18 protein-coding genes are annotated in these 17,037 nt (G+C 65.2%); 16 read left to right on the top strand and 2 right to left on the bottom strand.

Annotated features, from left to right (window positions below):
- Positions 1–57: 57 nt before the first annotated feature.
- Positions 58–1,116, bottom strand: coding sequence for a polysaccharide deacetylase family protein (locus ACVWW6_RS04815; RefSeq protein ID WP_456680247.1), 1,059 nt, complete (start codon positions 1,114–1,116; stop codon positions 58–60).
- A 165-nt stretch (positions 1,117–1,281) separates the two neighbouring features.
- Here ACVWW6_RS04815 and ACVWW6_RS04810 point away from each other — a divergent pair, with 165 nt between their 5' ends.
- The 14 genes from ACVWW6_RS04810 (at position 1,282) to phoB (ending at position 13,649) form a co-directional block, all read left to right on the top strand.
- Positions 1,282–2,676, top strand: a complete 1,395-nt coding sequence (locus ACVWW6_RS04810; RefSeq protein WP_456680246.1) for an OmpA family protein — start codon at positions 1,282–1,284, stop codon at positions 2,674–2,676.
- A gap of 2 nt (positions 2,677–2,678) precedes the next feature.
- On the top strand, positions 2,679–2,975 hold the full coding sequence (locus tag ACVWW6_RS04805) for a hypothetical protein (protein ID WP_028172731.1): 297 nt from the start codon (positions 2,679–2,681) through the stop codon (positions 2,973–2,975).
- A gap of 202 nt (positions 2,976–3,177) precedes the next feature.
- Positions 3,178–3,768, top strand: a complete 591-nt coding sequence (locus ACVWW6_RS04800; protein ID WP_028172732.1) for a TetR/AcrR family transcriptional regulator — start codon at positions 3,178–3,180, stop codon at positions 3,766–3,768.
- A complete protein-coding gene (locus tag ACVWW6_RS04795; protein WP_456680245.1) occupies positions 3,765–4,697 on the top strand; it encodes a haloalkane dehalogenase in 933 nt (310 codons plus the stop codon). Before ACVWW6_RS04800 ends, ACVWW6_RS04795 begins: the two co-directional genes overlap by 4 nt.
- Positions 4,698–4,707: 10 nt before the next feature.
- Positions 4,708–4,935: a SelT/SelW/SelH family protein gene (locus ACVWW6_RS04790; protein ID WP_456680244.1), complete on the top strand. Its 228-nt coding sequence runs from the start codon at positions 4,708–4,710 to the stop codon at positions 4,933–4,935.
- A 17-nt stretch (positions 4,936–4,952) separates the two neighbouring features.
- Entirely contained in the window at positions 4,953–5,384 is a 432-nt protein-coding gene (locus ACVWW6_RS04785; RefSeq protein WP_028172735.1) for a GNAT family N-acetyltransferase, read from the top strand.
- Between the two features lie 422 nt (positions 5,385–5,806).
- Entirely contained in the window at positions 5,807–6,862 is a 1,056-nt protein-coding gene (locus ACVWW6_RS04780) for a lysylphosphatidylglycerol synthase domain-containing protein (protein WP_011083909.1), read from the top strand.
- 73 nt (positions 6,863–6,935) lie between these two features.
- Positions 6,936–8,234: an ATP-binding protein gene (locus ACVWW6_RS04775; protein WP_456680243.1), complete on the top strand. Its 1,299-nt coding sequence runs from the start codon at positions 6,936–6,938 to the stop codon at positions 8,232–8,234.
- Between the two features lie 144 nt (positions 8,235–8,378).
- The gene (gene pstS, locus ACVWW6_RS04770) at positions 8,379–9,392 is read left to right on the top strand and encodes a phosphate ABC transporter substrate-binding protein PstS (protein ID WP_028172737.1); all 1,014 of its coding nucleotides are present in this window, start codon (positions 8,379–8,381) and stop codon (positions 9,390–9,392) included.
- 141 nt (positions 9,393–9,533) lie between these two features.
- A complete protein-coding gene (gene pstC, locus ACVWW6_RS04765) occupies positions 9,534–10,523 on the top strand; it encodes a phosphate ABC transporter permease subunit PstC (RefSeq protein WP_028172738.1) in 990 nt (329 codons plus the stop codon).
- A 4-nt stretch (positions 10,524–10,527) separates the two neighbouring features.
- Positions 10,528–11,373 carry a phosphate ABC transporter permease PstA gene (pstA, locus tag ACVWW6_RS04760; RefSeq protein ID WP_011083913.1) on the top strand — a complete coding sequence of 282 codons (846 nt, stop codon included), beginning with the start codon at positions 10,528–10,530 and terminating at the stop codon, positions 11,371–11,373.
- On the top strand, positions 11,370–12,191 hold the full coding sequence (gene pstB / locus ACVWW6_RS04755) for a phosphate ABC transporter ATP-binding protein PstB (protein ID WP_011083914.1): 822 nt from the start codon (positions 11,370–11,372) through the stop codon (positions 12,189–12,191). The genes pstA and pstB overlap by 4 nt, the downstream gene beginning before the upstream one ends.
- 11 nt (positions 12,192–12,202) lie before the next feature.
- Positions 12,203–12,919 carry a phosphate signaling complex protein PhoU gene (phoU, locus tag ACVWW6_RS04750; RefSeq protein ID WP_011083915.1) on the top strand — a complete coding sequence of 239 codons (717 nt, stop codon included), beginning with the start codon at positions 12,203–12,205 and terminating at the stop codon, positions 12,917–12,919.
- A gap of 22 nt (positions 12,920–12,941) precedes the next feature.
- A complete protein-coding gene (gene phoB / locus ACVWW6_RS04745; protein WP_456680242.1) occupies positions 12,942–13,649 on the top strand; it encodes a phosphate regulon transcriptional regulator PhoB in 708 nt (235 codons plus the stop codon).
- 256 nt (positions 13,650–13,905) lie between these two features.
- Here phoB and ACVWW6_RS04740 read toward each other — a convergent pair whose 3' ends face one another.
- Positions 13,906–14,415, bottom strand: coding sequence for a GcrA family cell cycle regulator (locus ACVWW6_RS04740; RefSeq protein WP_011083916.1), 510 nt, complete (start codon positions 14,413–14,415; stop codon positions 13,906–13,908).
- A gap of 454 nt (positions 14,416–14,869) precedes the next feature.
- On the opposite strand from ACVWW6_RS04740, the gene ACVWW6_RS04735 reads away from it, so the two are divergent.
- A complete protein-coding gene (locus ACVWW6_RS04735; protein WP_161533014.1) occupies positions 14,870–16,078 on the top strand; it encodes an aspartate aminotransferase family protein in 1,209 nt (402 codons plus the stop codon).
- On the top strand, positions 16,078–17,001 hold the full coding sequence (gene argF, locus ACVWW6_RS04730) for an ornithine carbamoyltransferase (RefSeq protein WP_011083918.1): 924 nt from the start codon (positions 16,078–16,080) through the stop codon (positions 16,999–17,001). The genes ACVWW6_RS04735 and argF overlap by 1 nt, the downstream gene beginning before the upstream one ends.
- Positions 17,002–17,037 lie beyond the last annotated feature (36 nt).

Genomic DNA, 17,037 nt, shown 5'->3' with positions numbered 1-17,037 from the left:
CTGGCCTTCGCCAGGACGACGGCAGAGATTGCGGTGACAGCGGTGGACGACAGAAACTTAAGCCGCCGCAATCCGGCGAAAGCCGTTCCACATCGCGGTCGCGGCGCCCGAGGTCAGCACCGGCAGGATCCGCGTGTCCTGGTAGTTGCCGTTGAGCGAGATGCGCGGCAGCGCGGTCATGTGGCCGGCGTTCTCGGCGAACAGCATGCCGGGCCGCGTCGTCACCGCGGTCTTGAAGCCGGCCGATGCGGCCAGCGCAAATTCGCGCATCCCGGCCGCCTCGCGGTCGCCATAGGGATAGGCGAAGTGCAGCACGGGACGCTCCAGCACCCGCTCGATCCGCGTGCGGCTCACCGCCATCTCCTGCGCGGCGATCTCCTCGCTCTGCCTGGCGAGATTGCAATGGCTGATGGAGTGCGCGCCGATCGTGACCAGCGGGTCTGCGGCCAGCTGCTTCACCCCGTCCCAGGACAGGCAGAGGGTGTGGCACAGCGCTTCCATGGCGACGCCGTGCCTGGCGCAGAGCGCTGCGATCTCGCGCGCGAGATCGTGCTCGCCCGGCAGCGCGCGCAGCCAGTCATGCAGGCGGTCGAACGCCGCCTGTTTCGCGGCAGGCGTCGTCGCGTCGAGCCGCAGCGCGGAATTGCCGATCTGCACCTCGATCTGCTCGGCCCTGGCGATCACGGCTTCCAGCGCGGTCCACCACAGCCGCCCCGTGCCCTCGGCGAAATCGCTGGCGACGTAGACCGCCAAAGGCGCGTCAAATTCGCGCAGCACCGGCAGCGCATAGTCCAGATTATCGCGATAGCCGTCGTCGAGGGTGAAGGCGGCGAAGCGGCGGGTGAACCTGCCCTGCACCAGCCGCTCATGCAGCTCGTCCATGCTGACGATGTCGATGTCGCGCGAGCGCAGATGGCTCAGCGTCGCGCGCAGGAAATCCGGAGTGACTTCGAGATGTCGGTTCGGCTGGAACGTGGCCTCGCGAGCCGGCCGCACGTGGTGAAGCATGAAAATGGCGCCGACGCCCGACAAAAGCGGGCGCAACAGGTGGTGCGCCCCGCTGAAATAGAGTGCTCCCAGCCCGGCGCGGATGACGTTGTTACGAAGTTGTTTCATGACCCGCTGGCGGACTCTGGCATTCCGTCCTCAACTTACGGAAGAACCCTTGAAGAAAAAGTTATTCCAATTGTCCACGCAAAGGCCTTGCGAGGGCCGCCATTTCCGGTTTGACAGCCTGCCAAGGGTTTGTTTTGTCTCCGGTTCCAGAGTTCGGGTCGTCGAATGCAGAAGCTTTTCAGGTGGGCCAGCAAATGGTGGCCAGGGCTGATCCCCCTGGCCGTCATGTGGGGATTTGCGGCCTGGAATAACACCTTACCGGTCGAGGCGGACCTGTCCGCCCGCAGCTCGGCGGCGCTCAAGGAGACCGTTCTGGACAAGACCCGGATCGCGGTGGACGGCCGCGATGTCAGCCTGGCCGCGGACGCCTTTTCCGAGGAAGGGCGCCGGGACGCGGTAATGGCGGTGGAGATTGTCCCGGGCGTGCGCCTGGTCGACGATCGGACCCGCCTCGTTGCCGAGGCAAAACCCTTCGTCTGGAACGCCGAGCGTGACGTGGTGCGGGTGACGCTGTCGGGCTCCGCGCCCTTGCCGTCGATCAAGGCCCGGCTGACGGAGGCGGCACGCAAGGAGGTCGGCGGCGTCGAGGTCGCCGATCAGATGGGGCTGGCACGTGGCGCGCCGCCGCGCTTCGAGGCCGCCGCGATGCTGCTGCTCGACCAGATCGGCAAGCTCAAGGACGGCAAGATCACGATCTCCGACACCAAGATCAACCTGTCGGGCATGGCGCGCGATCTCGGCGGACGCGAGGCGATCGCGGCTGCGCTGAAGAACTTGCCGGAAGGGTTCTTGATCGCCGCCAACGACATCAAGGCGCCGCCCTATATCTTCCAGGCCTACAAGGATCCGGTTGCCGCGACCGTGACGCTGACCGGCTATGTTCCCGACAACAACGTCCACGCGGCGATCGCAACCAGCGCGTCGCGAAAATTCTTCAACGAGAAGGTCGTCGACAATCTCAAGGCCAGCCTCGGCGCCCCCGGCGCCTTCAACCCCGCCGTGGTCGCAGCGCTCGGGGCGCTGTCGCGGCTGTCGACCGGCACGCTCGTGGTGTCCGATCGCGAGGTGAAGCTGTCGGGCGATGCGCTCTATGAAGGCGCCGGCAACGACATCCGCGCGGGCCTTGGCAAGGACTTCCCGAAAAACTGGCAGTACAAGCCGGAAATCACGGTGAAGCCCGCGGCAGGCCCGGTCGACGGCACCGTCTGCCAGCAATTGTTCTCCGAGCTCCTGAATAAGGGCAAGATCCGCTTCACCACCAAGCGCGCCGACATCGATCCGGACTCTGCGGGAATTCTCGACCATCTGATCGAGACGGCGCTGCGTTGCCCCACCACCAATATCGACGTCGCCGGGCACACCGATGCCGACGGTGAGGACGCATTCAACCAGGCACTCTCGGAGAAGCGCGCGCAGGCGGTGATCGACTATCTGGTCAAGGCCGGCCTGCCCGCCAGCCGCTTCACCGCGATCGGCTACGGCAGCACGCAGCCCGTCGCCGGCAACGACACCGACGACGGCAAGGCGCAGAACCGCCGCATCGAATTTCTGGTGAGGTGACGATGCCCTATCTCGTTTCGTTCCATCTGGGCTGGCTGATCGGATCGCTGGTGCTGGGCTTTTGCATGGGCTGGATCTCGGTGGTCCAGCGCGGCAACGGCACCTCGAAGGTCACCGCGCGCTGGCTCGCCGCGCTCGCCGTAGCGCTGGTCGCGGCCTCGCTCGCGCATGTGGTCCCCGGCCGCTTCGGCTACTGGCTCGACCTCGGCCTCATCATGTTCGCCTGCTACCTGGTCGGCTGCACCATCGGCGCCTGGTTGCGCGACCGGGTGGTCTCGCGGAGCCAGCCGGCGGCTTGAGTCCTTGGTTCGCGTGAGGCCATCGCTCTCTCGCTCCCTCCCCCCTTGCGGGGGAGGGAGCGTACCGCCATCGGCGCGCTAGGCGAGGCTCATCCCATCAGTTCCAGATCCAACATTGCGATAACAGCCTGATCGGAGTGCGAAATCGCCGAGCGATGAAACTACGCTTGACATTAATACGTACGTACGTATTATTTTGCTCATGCCAAAGCCTTCGCTCAAAGACGCCATCCTCGACGCCGGCCTCAAGGTCATGTTCCGAACCGGCTATCACGGCACCAGCGTGCGCGACGTCACCGCTGCGGCGGGCGCGCCGCAGGGGTCCTTCACCAACCATTTCCGCTCCAAGGAAGCGTTCGCTTCGGAGGTGCTCGACCGCTACTTCGACGTCACCAGGGGGCTGGTCGCAGAAGCGCTTGAGGACACGACGCTGACGCCGCGCGCGCGCCTCAAGCGCTATCTCGACATCATCACCGGCCGGCTCGAGGCCGACGGTTATGGTCGTGGGTGTCTGATCGGCGATCTCAGCCTGGAGGCGACCGGCAGCAGCGAAATGCTGCGTACGCGCCTGACCGAGATTTTTGCCGAATGGCGCGTGCCGTTCGCGGCCTGCATCGCTGAGGCTCAGGCGCGCGGCGAGATCGCATCCGATTTCGAGCCCGGGGAGCTTGCCGACTTCCTGCTCGCGTCCTGGCAGGGCGCGATCCTGCGCATGAAGGTCGATCGCAATCCGAAAGCGCTCGAACGTTTCAAGACCATCGCATTTCAGACCGTGTTCAAGGAGCTGACATGAGCAAGCCAATCGAGATCGAGATTCGCAGAGCGCCCGTGCTGGGAAGCAGCATGGCTTACCGCGAGACGGGTGCGCAGGATGCGCCGGTCGTGCTGTTCCTGCACGGCAACCCGACCTCGTCGCACATCTGGCGCAACATCCTGCCGTTGGTGTCACCGGTCGCGCATTGCATTGCGCCCGATCTCATCGGCTTCGGCCAATCCGGTAAGCCTGACATCGCCTACCGCTTCTTCGACCATGTCCGCTATCTCGATGCGTTCATCGAACAGCGCGGCGTCACATCAGCCTATCTCGTCGCGCAGGACTGGGGCACGGCGCTCGCATTTCATCTCGCCGCGCGCCGGCCGGACTTCGTACGCGGATTAGCCTTCATGGAATTCATCCGCCCGATGCCGACCTGGCAGGATTTCCACCATACCGAGGTCGCGGAGGAGCAAGATCATGCCGAGGCGGCGAGGGCGGTCTTTCGCAAGTTCAGGACGCCGGGCGAGGGTGAGGCCATGATCCTCGAGGCGAATGCGTTCGTCGAGCGCGTTCTGCCCGGCGGAATCGTCCGCAAGCTCAGCGACGAAGAGATGGCGCCCTATCGCACGCCGTTCCCGACGCCTGAGAGCCGTCGCCCCGTTCTTGCGTTTCCCCGCGAGCTGCCGATCGCAGGTGAGCCCGCCGATGTCTATGAGGCGCTCCAATCCGCCCATGCGGCGCTGGCCGCATCTTCCTATCCGAAACTGCTGTTCACGGGCGAACCGGGCGCGCTCGTCTCGCCGGAATTTGCCGAGCGGTTTGCGGCCTCGCTGACGCGTTGCGCGTTGATCCGGCTCGGCGCGGGATTGCACTATCTGCAGGAGGACCACGCTGACGCAATCGGCCGATCGGTGGCCGGCTGGATCGCCGGCATCGAAGCGGTGCGTCCGCAGCTCGCCGCGTGAGGAGGATGAGATGTCGGATGTGACGATCGTCTATTGCCGTCCCTGCGGCTACGAGAAGCGTGCGAAGGAAGCTGCCGCAGCGCTGCGCCGGCAACTGGCGCTGGAGGCGGATCTCGTGGCTGGCAAGGGCGGCGTCTTCCAGGTCAAGCTCGGCGACAGGATTGTCGCCAGCCGCAGCAAGGGCCATTTTCCCGGCACCGACGAAATCGTCGCAGCCGTCACCGCGGCGCAGCATTGATCCGGGGAGGCACGCAGATGCCGGTCGTCTGGAACGAAGATCCGGCGGCAATCGACTGGAACGAGCTTTCCGCGCTCTACCGCACCGCTCCGCTCGGCAACAAGACACCAGCCGATCTCGCGCTCGTGTTCGGCAACAGCATGTTCTGTGCCTTCGCTTATGACCAAGGCCGGCTGGTTGGTGCCGGCCGAGCGCTGGCGGACGGCCGCGACTGCGCCTACCTCTGTGATGTCGCGGTGCGCCCGGACTGTCAGGGGCAAGGCCTCGGCCGCGAGATCATCGAGCGGCTGCTGGCGCGATGCCGCGGACATCGCAAAATCATCCTCTACGCGGTGCCTGGCAAAGAGGGCTTTTATGAGCGTCTCGGCTTCCGCCGGATGACGACGGCCATGGCGATTTTCGACGACCAGGCCAGTGCCTATCAGCGCGGCTATCTGACCGCCCCTTAAGCTGCTGTTGCGCCGCACCTGTCTGGTGCATCGGAAAATCCGTCCAGAACGACCCCGTCGCCCCTCCTTCAACAGCCGGGCGCGGCCCATAGATTGACGTCGGCTTAAAACGTGACGGAACATTGCGCGGCCGAAATCATCAAAACTTCATGGCGTCTGCGCAGGATTGCCATGGAGATTCGCGTCAGCCTTGCCGCCGAAAGCGCCAAACCGTGCATCCAGAGCCCGCAACCCTGCCTAAAATATTGAAGGCACGTGATTTTGTTCGAATTGGCGAATTCCACTCCGCCCCAAAACGCGCTAGTGGAGGGTTAGGGGGCATGCGCGATGCCGGAGCCGGCGGCGAGGGTTCGTTGAGTGCCTGTGCGTCGTTTGCCTGTTCGCCGGCCGTCCTGGCCGCTGAAGCGTTGTTCGAGGTCTAGATGCTGGAAGCCATACGCAGGGCGATGACGTTTCTGCGCCAGAAGCAAGTCCTGCATAAGCTTGGAGTTGTGATCAGCGTCGCGGTCATCGGCATCGCTTGCTATGTGCTCTACCACATGCTGCGCGGCATCGACTTCAACGAGGTGATCGAGGCGATCAAGAGCACCGAGCCGAGCCAGATTGCGATGGCGGCGCTGTTCGTGGCCGCGGGCTATTTCACCCTGACCTTCTACGACCTGTTCGCCGTGCGTGCGATCGGCCACGCCCATGTGCCTTACCGCATCAATGCGCTCGCCGCCTTCACCAGCTATTCGATCGGCCACAATGTCGGCGCCAGCGTCTTCACCGGCGGCGCGGTGCGCTACCGCATCTATTCGGCCTATGGGCTGAACGCGATCGATGTCGCAAAGATCTGCTTCCTCGCCGGCCTGACCTTCTGGCTCGGCAATGCCGCCGTGCTGGGCCTCGGCATCTCCTACCATCCGGAGGCGGCGGCCTCGATCGACCAGCTTCCGCCCTGGCTGAACCGGACGCTGGCGCTAATGATCATCGTGGGACTGGTCGGCTATGTGGTCTGGGTCTGGACCCAGCCGCGGGTGGTCGGCCGCGGGCCCTGGACCGTGGTGCTGCCGGGCGGACCGCTGACGCTGCTCCAGATCGCGATCGGCATCATCGATCTCGGATTCTGCGCGCTCGCAATGTACGTGCTGGTCCCGGACGAGCCCAACCTCGGCTTCGTCGTGGTTGCCGTGATCTTCGTCTCGGCCACCCTGCTCGGCTTTGCCAGCCACTCGCCCGGGGGCCTCGGCGTGTTCGACGCCGCCATGCTGGTCGGCCTCTGGCAGATGGACCGGGAGGAACTCCTGGGCGGCATGCTCCTGTTCCGCGTCCTCTATTATCTGTCCCCCTTCGTCATATCTGTAATCTTGCTGACGTTTCGCGAAGTTATAATCGGCGCCCGATCGAAGCGTTTGCAGCAGGCGGCGCTCAAGCTCGACCCCGGCCCGGCGCGTGAAGCCGCCTATGTGAGAGAGCGCAGCGACGGCACCGCCTGACGGCGCCAAGCCTTTAGGACCAAGCCTTTAGGACGAAGCCGTTAGGACAAGCCCCTAGGAGAAGCCCGCCCCGATGGCGATTGACGCCCCATCTTCTCCCACCGCGCAGCCCTGGTCCGACCGGCTGCGGCACTCGACGATCATCCTGATCGCCGCGGCGCTGGCGCTGTCGGTCGTGGTCTCGCTCGGCGAATTGTCGGTGTTGCACGCCGTTGCCGTGTTCCTCTGCATCGCCGCTGCGGCGCTGATCCCCTGGCGGCTGCACGACACCGCCGCCTCGCGCGACGATGTCAGGCGCATCAACCCGGTCGAGAGCGCCGCGGTGGCCGCGGTCGTCGCCGGCATGCCGGATCCGGCGGTGCTGCTCGACCGTGCCGGCCGTGTCATCCATCTCAACGCGGCCGCCGCCCAGCTTGCGCCGGCGCTGCGCAGGAACGAGCTCGCCCAGTTCGCGCTGCGCTCGCCGGAGATCATCACCGCGCTGCGCGAGTCGATCGCGACCACCGAGCCGCGGCGCGCGACCTATCTCGACCATGTCCCGGTCGATCGCTGGATGGAGCTGATCATCACGCCGGTGCCGGTGCCGACCACCTTCGGCGGCGCCGACAAATGCATGCTGATGACCTTCCACGACCAGACGCCGCTGCGCCGGGTCGAGGAGATGCGCGCCGACTTCGTCGCCAATGCCAGCCACGAGCTGCGCACGCCGCTCGCCGCGCTGTCGGGCTTCATCGACACGCTCCAGGGCCAGGCCAAGGACGACCCCAAGGCGCGCGAGCGCTTCCTCGGCATCATGCACAACCAGGCCACCCGCATGGCGCGCCTGATCGACGATCTGCTTTCGCTGTCGCGGGTCGAGCTGTCGGCCCATGTGCGCCCCGACACCCTGGTCGACCTGCTGCCGATCATCCGCCAGGTCGCCGACGGGCTCGAGCCGCTGGCGCGCGAGCGCCAGGTCGAGGTCGAGATCCATCTGCCGGAGCCGCCGATGATGATCGCGGGCGACCGCGAGGAGCTGCTCCGCCTGTTCGAGAACCTGATCGAGAACGCGCTCAAATACGGCGCCTCGGGCGGACGCGTCATCGTGTCACTGACCTCAGGCGCCGCCACTGATGGAACTCAGGAAATCCGGGTCATGGTCCGGGATTTCGGCCCCGGCATCGCGCCTGAGCACCTGCCGCGGCTGACCGAGCGGTTCTACCGGGTCGATGTCGGCGACAGCCGCTTGCAGGGCGGGACCGGGCTCGGATTATCGCTGGTGAAACATATTCTTAACCGGCATCGCGGCCGGCTTTTGATCGAAAGCGTGCCCAAACAGGGCGCCACTTTCACCGCCTGTTTTCCCCAGATCAGGCCCCCGGTGACAGTCTGAAATTCAAGCGATTTCAATCGCTTGGGGCTGTCATCCGACTGTCACGAAACCTTCGTAAAAGCACAGCCGACCGCTCCTAAAGGGGCGGCACGGGGAGCGCGATCGGGCGCGGATGGCGCTTCGCTCCCCTGTATGGAGACCAGCATGAATTTCCTCAAAACGATCGTCGCTGCCGGCTTGGTCGCCGCATCGACGACGGCGGCCTTTGCTGCCGATATCACCGGCGCCGGCGCGACGTTCCCGTTCCCGATCTATTCCAAGTGGGCCGACGCCTACAAGAAAGAGACCGGCAACGGTCTGAACTACCAGTCGATCGGCTCCGGCGGCGGCATCAAGCAGATCCAGGCCAAGACCGTGACCTTCGGCGCCAGCGACGCGCCGCTCAAGGCCGAGCAGCTCGAGAAGGACGGCCTCGTCCAGTGGCCGATGGTGATGGGTGCCATCGTTCCGGTCGTCAACATCGAGGGCGTGAAGCCGGGCGAGATGGTGTTCGACGGCGAGACGCTCGCCAGCATCTATCTCGGCAAGATCACCAAGTGGGACGATGCCGCGATCAAGAAGCTCAATCCGAGCCTGAAGCTGCCCTCGGAGGCGATCACCGTCGTCCGCCGCTCCGACGGTTCGGGCACCACCTTCAACTTCACCAACTACCTCTCCAAGGCCAGCGCGGACTGGAAGAGCAAGGTCGGCGAGGGCACGGCCGTCGAGTGGCCGGTCGGCGTCGGCGCCAAGGGCAACGAGGGCGTGTCCGGCAACATCGGCCAGACCAAGAACTCGATCGGTTACGTCGAGTACGCCTATGCCAAGCAGAACAAGCTGACCTACACCGGTCTCGTCAACAAGGCCGGCAAGCCGGTGCAGCCGACCGTCGAGGCCTTCCAGGCGGCCGCCTCGAACGCCGACTGGGCCAAGGCGCCCGGCTACTACGTCATCCTGACCGACCAGCCCGGCGAGAAGTCCTGGCCGATCACGGCGGCGACCTTCATCCTCATGCACAAGGATGCCACCGACAAGGCAGCCTCGCAGGAAGCCATCAAGTTCTTCCGCTGGGCCTTCAAGAACGGCGGCAAGGCGGCCGAAGAGCTCGACTACATCCCGATGCCCGAGGGCGTCGTGACCCTGATCGAGAAGACCTGGGCTGCCGAGATCAAGAGCTAAGCGCTGCTGTCCCGGACTGGGTGCTGGGATCTCAAAAGACCTCCGCTCCGGATCGGCCCCGTGCCGCATCCGGAGCGCAAGACCAACAACAAGACCGACAGCAAGCGTATAAAACGGGTACAGGGGATCGGCGTGGCAGAGATGGCCGTTCAGAGCGATGTAATCGACGACGCCGGACCGTACGATCGCGCCAAGGCCTTGAGCGCGTTCAAGCTCGGCGACGTCACCTTCTACTGGATCACGCGGCTCTCCGCGATCTCGGTGCTGCTGATCCTCGGCGGCATCATCGTTTCGCTGATCGTCGGCGCTTTCCCGGCGATCAAGGAATACGGCTTCTCCTTCCTGTGGACGCAGCGCTGGGCGCCGTCGGCAGATCCGCCCGTGCTCGGCGCGCTGGGGCCGATGTACGGCACGCTCGTCACCTCCTTCATCGCGATGCTGATTGCCATTCCCGTCGGCCTCGGCATTGCGATCTTCCTCACCGAGCTCTGTCCGCAATGGCTGCGCCGCCCGATCGGCATGGCGATCGAGCTGCTCGCCGGCATTCCCTCGATCATCTACGGCATGTGGGGCTTCTTCGTGCTGGGCCCGTTCCTGGCCAACACCTTCCAGCCCTTCATGATCAAGATCTTCGACGGCGTTCCCGTGCTGGGCGCGATCTTCGCGGGTCCCCCGTCCTATCTCAGCCTGTTCAACGCCGCGCTGATCCTCGCCATCATGGTGCTGCCCTTCATCACCTCGATCTCGGTCGACGTATTCAAGACGGTGCCGCCGGTGCTGAAGGAGGCCGCCTACGGCGTCGGCTGCACCACCTGGGAAGTCGTGCGCAGCGTGGTGATCCCCTACACCCGCGTCGGCGTCATCGGCGGCGTCATGCTGGCGCTGGGCCGCGCGCTCGGCGAGACCATGGCAGTGACGTTCATCATCGGCAACTCGTTCCGCATCTCCTCCTCGATCTTCGCGCCGGGCACCACGATCTCGGCGGCGATCGCATCCGAGTTCGCCGAGAGCGACGGCCTGCACCAGTCCGGCCTGATCCTGCTCGGCCTGCTGCTGTTCGTGCTGACGTTCTTCGTGCTCGCAGCGGCACGGCTGATGCTGATGCGGCTGGAAAAGAAGGCGGGGAACTAACGCCATGAACCCGATCTATTCACGCCGCCGCCGCAAGGACATCGTCGTTCGCGGACTCTGCATCGCCGCCGCCGCCTTCGGCGTCACCTGGCTTGCGCTGATCCTGATCACGCTGCTTTACAACGGCATCGCCGGTCTGAACCTCGAGATTTTCGTGGCAGACACGCCGCCGCCGGGCTCGACCGAAGGCGGCCTGCGCAACGCCATCGTCGGTTCGATCATCATGACCGTGCTCGGCGTCGGCATCGGCGCGCCGCTCGGCCTGTTCGCCGGCACCTATCTCGCCGAATACGGCCGCAACGACCGCCTGACCTCGGTGATCCGCTTCATCAACGACATCCTGCTCTCGGCGCCCTCGATCATCATCGGCCTGTTCATCTACGGCGCGGTGGTGGTGCCGATGCGCGGCTTCTCGGCGATCGCAGGCAGCCTCGCGCTCGCCGTCATCGTCATCCCGGTAGTGCTGCGCACGACCGAGGACATGCTGCTGCTGGTGCCGAACGCGCTGCGCGAGGCGGCGTCCGCGCTCGGCCTGCCGCGCTCGCTGGTGATCAAGCGGATCGCCTATCGTGCCGCCCGCTCCGGCCTCATCACCGGCGTGTTGCTAGCCACCGCCCGCGTCGCCGGCGAGACCGCGCCGCTGCTCTTCACCGCGCTGTCGAACCAGTTCTTCAGCCTTGGCCTGAACAAGACGATGGCGAACCTGCCGGTCACCATCAACAACTTCGTCCAGAGCCCCTACGCCTATTGGAAGCAGCTCGCCTGGAGCGGCGCGCTGCTGATCACGATTACCGTGCTTGCCCTGAATATTGGCGCGCGCATCCTTGGCGCCGAGAGGACCGCAAAATGAGTGAGCTTTCCGTATCGATGAGCGCGGCCGGTGGGCTGCCCCAGGCGCCGCTGCTGCCGGAAGCGCCGGCCAAGGTGACGGTGCGCAACCTCAACTTCTATTACGGCGAGCACCACGCGCTGAAGAACATCAACCTGACGCTCGGCACCAACCGCGTCACCGCGTTCATCGGCCCGTCCGGCTGCGGCAAGTCGACCCTGCTGCGCATCTTCAACCGGATGTACGACCTCTATCCGGGGCAGCGCGCCACCGGCCAGCTCATGCTCGACCAGACCAACATCCTCGACGGCAAGCTCGACCTCAACCTGCTGCGCGCCCGCGTCGGCATGGTGTTCCAGAAGCCGACGCCGTTCCCGATGACGATCTACGAGAACATCGCCTTCGGTATCCGCCTCTACGAGAAGATCTCGAAGTCCGAGATGGACGACCGCGTCGAGAAGGCGCTGCGCGGCGGCGCGCTGTGGAACGAGGTCAAGGACAAGCTCAACGCCTCCGGCCTGTCGCTCTCCGGCGGCCAGCAGCAGCGCCTCTGCATCGCCCGCACCGTCGCGGTGCGGCCCGAGGTGATCCTGTTCGACGAGCCCTGCTCGGCGCTCGACCCGATCTCGACCGCCAAGGTCGAGGAGCTGATCCAGGAATTGTCCGAGAACTACACGATCGCGATCGTCACCCACAACATGCAGCAGGCGGCGCGCGTCTCCGACAAGACCGCGTTCATGTATCTCGGCGAGCTGATCGAGTTCGACGACACCAGCAAGATCTTCACGTCGCCGAGCGACCGGCGCACGCAGGATTACATCACCGGCCGGTTCGGCTGAGGAGACGGGACATGGGTTCTGAACATACCGCAAAGGCCTTCGACACCGACCTCCAGGAGCTCACCCGGCTCGTCGCCGAGATGGGCGGGATCGCCGAGCGCATGATCGTCGATTCCGTCGACGCGCTGATCCGCCGAGACGTCGCGCTCGGCCAGCGCGTCGTCGCCACCGACACCGAGCTCGACGCGCTGCAGAAGCGCATCGAGGAGCGCGCCGTGCTCACCATCGCCCGCCGCCAGCCGATGGCGGTCGATCTGCGCGAGATCGTCGGCGCCATGCGCGTTGCGACCGATCTCGAGCGCATCGGCGACCTCGCCAAGAACATGGGCAAGCGCGTCGCGGCGCTGGAGACGGATTTTCATCCGCTCAAGCTGTTCCGCGGCCTCGAGCACATGACCGACCTCGTGCAGCAGCAGGTCAAGTCGGTGCTGGACGCCTATGCCGCGCATGATCTGCCGGCGGCGATGGCGGTGTGGAAGGGCGACGAGGAAGTCGACGCCATCTGCACCTCGCTGTTCCGCGAGCTCCTCACCTACATGATGGAGGATCCGCGCAACATCTCGTTCTGCATCCATCTGATGTTCTGCGCCAAGAACATCGAGCGGATCGGCGACCACGCCACCAACATCGCCGAGACCGTGTTCTACATGATCGAGGGCCAGGCGATCACCGACAAGCGGCCGAAGGGCGACATGACGACCTTCGCCACGACGGTCCCGAATACCTGAAGACTTAAGGAGCGACGACACCATGGGCGCACGCATTATGGTGGTTGAGGACGAGGAAGCTCTCACCGAGCTTCTCCGCTACAACCTCGAAGGCGACGGCTATGATGTGGAGACGGTGATGCGCGGCGACGACGCCGACACCCGCCTCAAGGAACACATCCCCGATCTGATCGTACTCGACTGGATGCTGCCGGGACTGTCAGGCATCGAGCTGTGCCGCCGGCTGCGGACCCGGCCCGAGACCAAGCAGCTCCCGATCATCATGCTCACCGCGCGCGGCGAGGAGAGCGAGCGGGTGCGGGGTCTTGCGACCGGCGCCGACGACTACATCGTCAAGCCGTTCTCGGTGCCGGAGCTCCTGGCGCGCGTGAGGGGCCTGCTGCGGCGCGCAAGCCCGGAGCGGCTCGCAACGGTGCTGGCCTATGGCGACATCGAGCTCGATCGCGACAAGCGCCGCGTCGCGCGCTCGGGCCGGCCGATCGACCTCGGCCCGACCGAATATCGCCTCTTGGAGTTCTTCCTGGAGCATCCCGGCCGCGTGTTCTCGCGCGAGCAGCTGCTCGACAGCGTCTGGGGCCGCGACATCTACATCGACGAGCGCACCGTCGACGTCCACATCGGCCGCCTGCGCAAGCTGCTCAATCTCGGCCGCGAGCAGGATCCCATCCGCACCGTCCGCGGAGCCGGCTACGCGCTGGATGATCGCTTTGCGAAGGCGGAGCAGACGTAGGGTTTGCAGGCGTTGGTTTAGCGGGCTACAGCCACACTCTCAGTGTCGTCCCGGACAAGCGTAAGCGCAGATCCGGGACCCATAATCACAGGGCGTGGTTGTCGCGCGAAGAAGGTAACTCCGAGTCCCCGTAGCCACATCTTGCGGTGGTTATGGGTCCCGGATCTGCGCGCGCTTCAGGCGCGCTTGTCCGGGACGACATCGAGTTTGTTGGGCCGTCAACGCGTGACGGCCGTCACTCGATTTCAGAACAAACTCACCGCGAGGGCTTCGCCGGTGCGCGCCGGCGATCCGCGGCGGGCTGATATGCCACGCGCGAGTGCTGCGCGCAGTAGGGCAGGCCCGACAGCGCCCTGCCGCCGCAGAAGAAGAAATCCGGGCTCGAGGGATCGCCGACCGGCCAGTGGCAGGTCGCCTCGTTCAGCTCCAGCAGCGACAGCCGCTGGCTCATCGGCACCACGTTGTCGTAGGTGACCGGTTCGGCCTCCACCTCGACCTCGAAGGCCTGCGCCAGCGCGGTGTTGCCGCGCGCAATGGGGCGGCTCACCCGCATCATGTGCTGCGCGGGGCGCGCCTTGCGCGGCCGCGGAGCCGCCGATGAGGGGCTCTTGGCGCGGCCGGATAGGCCGAGCCTGTGTACCTTGCCGATCACGGCATTGCGGGTCACGTTCCCGAGCTCGGCTGCGATCTGGCTGGCCGATAATCCGGCCTCCCAGAGCTTTTTCAACTGCTCGACGCGATCGTCGGACCAGGTCAAAACCGTCATTGCACCCTTTCCCTCGCCGTGCGGCTGCCATCCTGGCGCCTCGCGGCGAATGCCTAAGCCTCGAAAAACCCGTGCCGTCAGAATCCCTTAAGGCTCGCCGGGCGCGCCGATAACGCCCGAACGTCTACGCCGGTACATGAGGACTTAGAGGATCAGAAACACTGCACGAGATGTCGTATCTGACAAGCCAAACGCTACAATATGGCGTGACTCACGCGCAAGAGTCCGCCGACTCGCTTCCACATGTTCCGTGGCGAAAACCCCGCAATTTCGGCTCCGCAAGACTACGGATTCAGCGTTTCGCGAGGCTTTCGGGCGGCATTGACACCGGTTTCACCAGGCATAAGATAGTGTCACGTGCCGCCCTTAAAAGGCGGCACGTTTCGTTTTCCGGGCCGGTCAATGGTGCGCTGCGTGAGCGTGTTCAGGCCGTCCGCAACATCAAGTGATCGTCATGACTAACAGCGCAGCGCCGCATTTGCTTCCCGTTTTCGCCAGATCCGACCTCGGTTTCGAGCGCGGCGAAGGCTGCTGGCTGATTGCGACCAATGGCGATCGCTATCTCGATTTTACCTCGGGCGTCGCCGTGAACGCGCTCGGCCATGCCCATCCCGCGCTGGTCAAGGCGCTGCAGGAGCAGGCCACAAAACTCTGGCACATGTCGAACCTGTTCCAGAGTCCGGACGGCGAGAAGCTCGCTGCGCGCCTGTGCAATGAAAGCTTCGCGGACTTCGTGTTCTTCTGCAATTCCGGCGCCGAGGCGCTGGAAGGTGTGATCAAGCTGGTCCGCCATCATCACTTCTCCAAGGGGCATCCGGAACGTTACCGCATCATCACCTTCGAAGGCGCCTTCCATGGCCGCACGCTGGCGACGCTGGCTGCGACGGGATCTGCAAAATATCTCGAAGGTTTTGGTCCGCCGATGGATGGCTTCGACCAGGTCCCGCATGGCGACATCGAGGCCGCGAAGAAGGCAATCGGTCCGCAGACCGCCGGCATCCTGATCGAGCCGATTCAGGGCGAGGGCGGCGTGCGTTCCGCAACGCCTGCGTTCCTCAAGGCATTGCGCCAGCTTTGCGACGAGAAGGGCCTGCTGCTCGCCTTCGACGAGGTGCAGACCGGCATGGGCCGCACCGGCGATCTGTTCGCGCATCGGCGTACCGGCGTCACACCTGACGTGATGTCGCTGGCCAAGGCGCTCGGCGGCGGCTTCCCGATCGGTGCGATCCTGGCCACCGCGGACGCGGCGGCCGGCATGGGTCCCGGCTCGCACGGATCGACCTTCGGCGGCAATCCGCTCGCGATCTCGGCTGCGAATGCCGTGCTCGACGTCATGCTGAAGCCCGGCTTCTTCGATCACGTGCAGAAGATGTCGCTGCTGCTCAAGCAGAAGCTCGCCTCCGTGATCGACCGTCATGGCGATGTCGTCAGCGAGGTGCGCGGCGAGGGCCTCCTGATCGGCATCAAGGCCGTGGTGCCATCAGGCGATCTCGTCGCGGCGCTGCGCAACGAGAAGCTGCTCACGGTCGGCGCCGGCGACAATGTCGTGCGTTTCCTGCCGCCCTTGATCGTCACCGAAGCCGAGATTGAGGACAGCGTCGGGCGGCTCGAACGCGCCTGCGCCGCGATCTCGTCCAGTCAGACCAAGCGGGCGGCAAGCTGATGAGCAAGTCGCCGAAGCACTTCCTCGATATCAACGAGCTCCCGCTGTCGGAGCTCAAGAGCATGCTCGATGCCTCCTCCGCCATGAAGGCGAAGCAGAAGGCGCATCAGCCGGTGAGGCCGCTCGAAGGCAAGACGCTGGCGATGATCTTCGAGCGCCCGTCGACCCGCACGCGGGTGTCGTTCGACGTCGCCATGCGCCAGCTCGGCGGCGAGCCCATCATGCTCACCGGCGCCGAGATGCAACTCGGCCGCGGCGAGACCATCGCCGACACCGCGCGCGTGCTGTCGCGCTATGTCGATGCCATCATGATCCGCATCCTCAACCACGACGCCCTGCTCGAGCTTGCGGCCAACGCGACCGTGCCCGTCATCAACGGCCTGACGCGGCGCTCGCATCCCTGCCAGGTGATGGCCGACCTTCTGACCTATCAGGAGCACCGCGGCCCGATCGAGGGCCGGACGGTGGCCTGGACCGGCGATGACAACAACGTGCTGGCGTCCTGGGCGCATGCCGCGGAGCGCTTCAAGTTTCAGCTCAATGTCGCAACGCCTCCGGAGCTTGCGCCGAAGAAGGCGATGCGCGACTGGATCAAGGCTTCAGGCGCGCCGATCATGCTCGGCACCGATCCGGAAGCCGCCGTGCGCGGCGCCGATTGCGTCGTCACCGACACATGGGTGTCGATGGGCGACAAGGAAGGCGAGCACCGCCACAACGTGCTCAAGCCATACCAGGTCAATGCCAAGCTGATGTCGCTGGCCAAGCCCGACGCGCTGTTCATGCACTGCCTGCCTGCCCATCGCGGCGAGGAGGTCACCGACGAGGTGATCGACGGCCCGCAATCGGTCGTGTTCGACGAGGCCGAAAACCGCCTGCACGCGCAGAAGGGCATTCTGGCCTGGTGTTTTGACGCGGTGAAGTAAGTTTGGCGTAGGCCCGGCGGCCGCCTCGCATGCAAC

It is taken from the genome of Bradyrhizobium sp. USDA 3311 (assembly GCF_054062495.1).
The sequence above is the reverse complement of the archived record's forward strand: the minus strand, read 5'-3'. Positions and strand labels throughout refer to the sequence as shown.

Bases quoted from the DNA above. Each gene is read 5' to 3' on its own strand.
- ACVWW6_RS04815 (WP_456680247.1), bottom strand. From the start codon at position 1,116: ATGAAACAACTTCGTAACAACGTCATCCGCGCCGGGCTGGGAGCACTC.
- ACVWW6_RS04790 (WP_456680244.1), top strand. From the start codon at position 4,708: ATGTCGGATGTGACGATCGTCTATTGCCGTCCCTGCGGCTACGAGAAG.
- ACVWW6_RS04785 (WP_028172735.1), top strand. From the start codon at position 4,953: ATGCCGGTCGTCTGGAACGAAGATCCGGCGGCAATCGACTGGAACGAG.
- phoB (WP_456680242.1), top strand. From the start codon at position 12,942: ATGGGCGCACGCATTATGGTGGTTGAGGACGAGGAAGCTCTCACCGAG.
- argF (WP_011083918.1), top strand. From the start codon at position 16,078: ATGAGCAAGTCGCCGAAGCACTTCCTCGATATCAACGAGCTCCCGCTG.
- pstB (WP_011083914.1), top strand. From the start codon at position 11,370: ATGAGTGAGCTTTCCGTATCGATGAGCGCGGCCGGTGGGCTGCCCCAG.
- ACVWW6_RS04800 (WP_028172732.1), top strand. From the start codon at position 3,178: ATGCCAAAGCCTTCGCTCAAAGACGCCATCCTCGACGCCGGCCTCAAG.
- ACVWW6_RS04780 (WP_011083909.1), top strand. From the start codon at position 5,807: ATGCTGGAAGCCATACGCAGGGCGATGACGTTTCTGCGCCAGAAGCAA.
- pstC (WP_028172738.1), top strand. From the start codon at position 9,534: ATGGCCGTTCAGAGCGATGTAATCGACGACGCCGGACCGTACGATCGC.
- ACVWW6_RS04775 (WP_456680243.1), top strand. From the start codon at position 6,936: ATGGCGATTGACGCCCCATCTTCTCCCACCGCGCAGCCCTGGTCCGAC.
- ACVWW6_RS04735 (WP_161533014.1), top strand. From the start codon at position 14,870: ATGACTAACAGCGCAGCGCCGCATTTGCTTCCCGTTTTCGCCAGATCC.
- ACVWW6_RS04805 (WP_028172731.1), top strand. From the start codon at position 2,679: ATGCCCTATCTCGTTTCGTTCCATCTGGGCTGGCTGATCGGATCGCTG.
- phoU (WP_011083915.1), top strand. From the start codon at position 12,203: ATGGGTTCTGAACATACCGCAAAGGCCTTCGACACCGACCTCCAGGAG.
- ACVWW6_RS04810 (WP_456680246.1), top strand. From the start codon at position 1,282: ATGCAGAAGCTTTTCAGGTGGGCCAGCAAATGGTGGCCAGGGCTGATC.
- pstS (WP_028172737.1), top strand. From the start codon at position 8,379: ATGAATTTCCTCAAAACGATCGTCGCTGCCGGCTTGGTCGCCGCATCG.
- ACVWW6_RS04740 (WP_011083916.1), bottom strand. From the start codon at position 14,415: ATGACGGTTTTGACCTGGTCCGACGATCGCGTCGAGCAGTTGAAAAAG.
- ACVWW6_RS04795 (WP_456680245.1), top strand. From the start codon at position 3,765: ATGAGCAAGCCAATCGAGATCGAGATTCGCAGAGCGCCCGTGCTGGGA.
- pstA (WP_011083913.1), top strand. From the start codon at position 10,528: ATGAACCCGATCTATTCACGCCGCCGCCGCAAGGACATCGTCGTTCGC.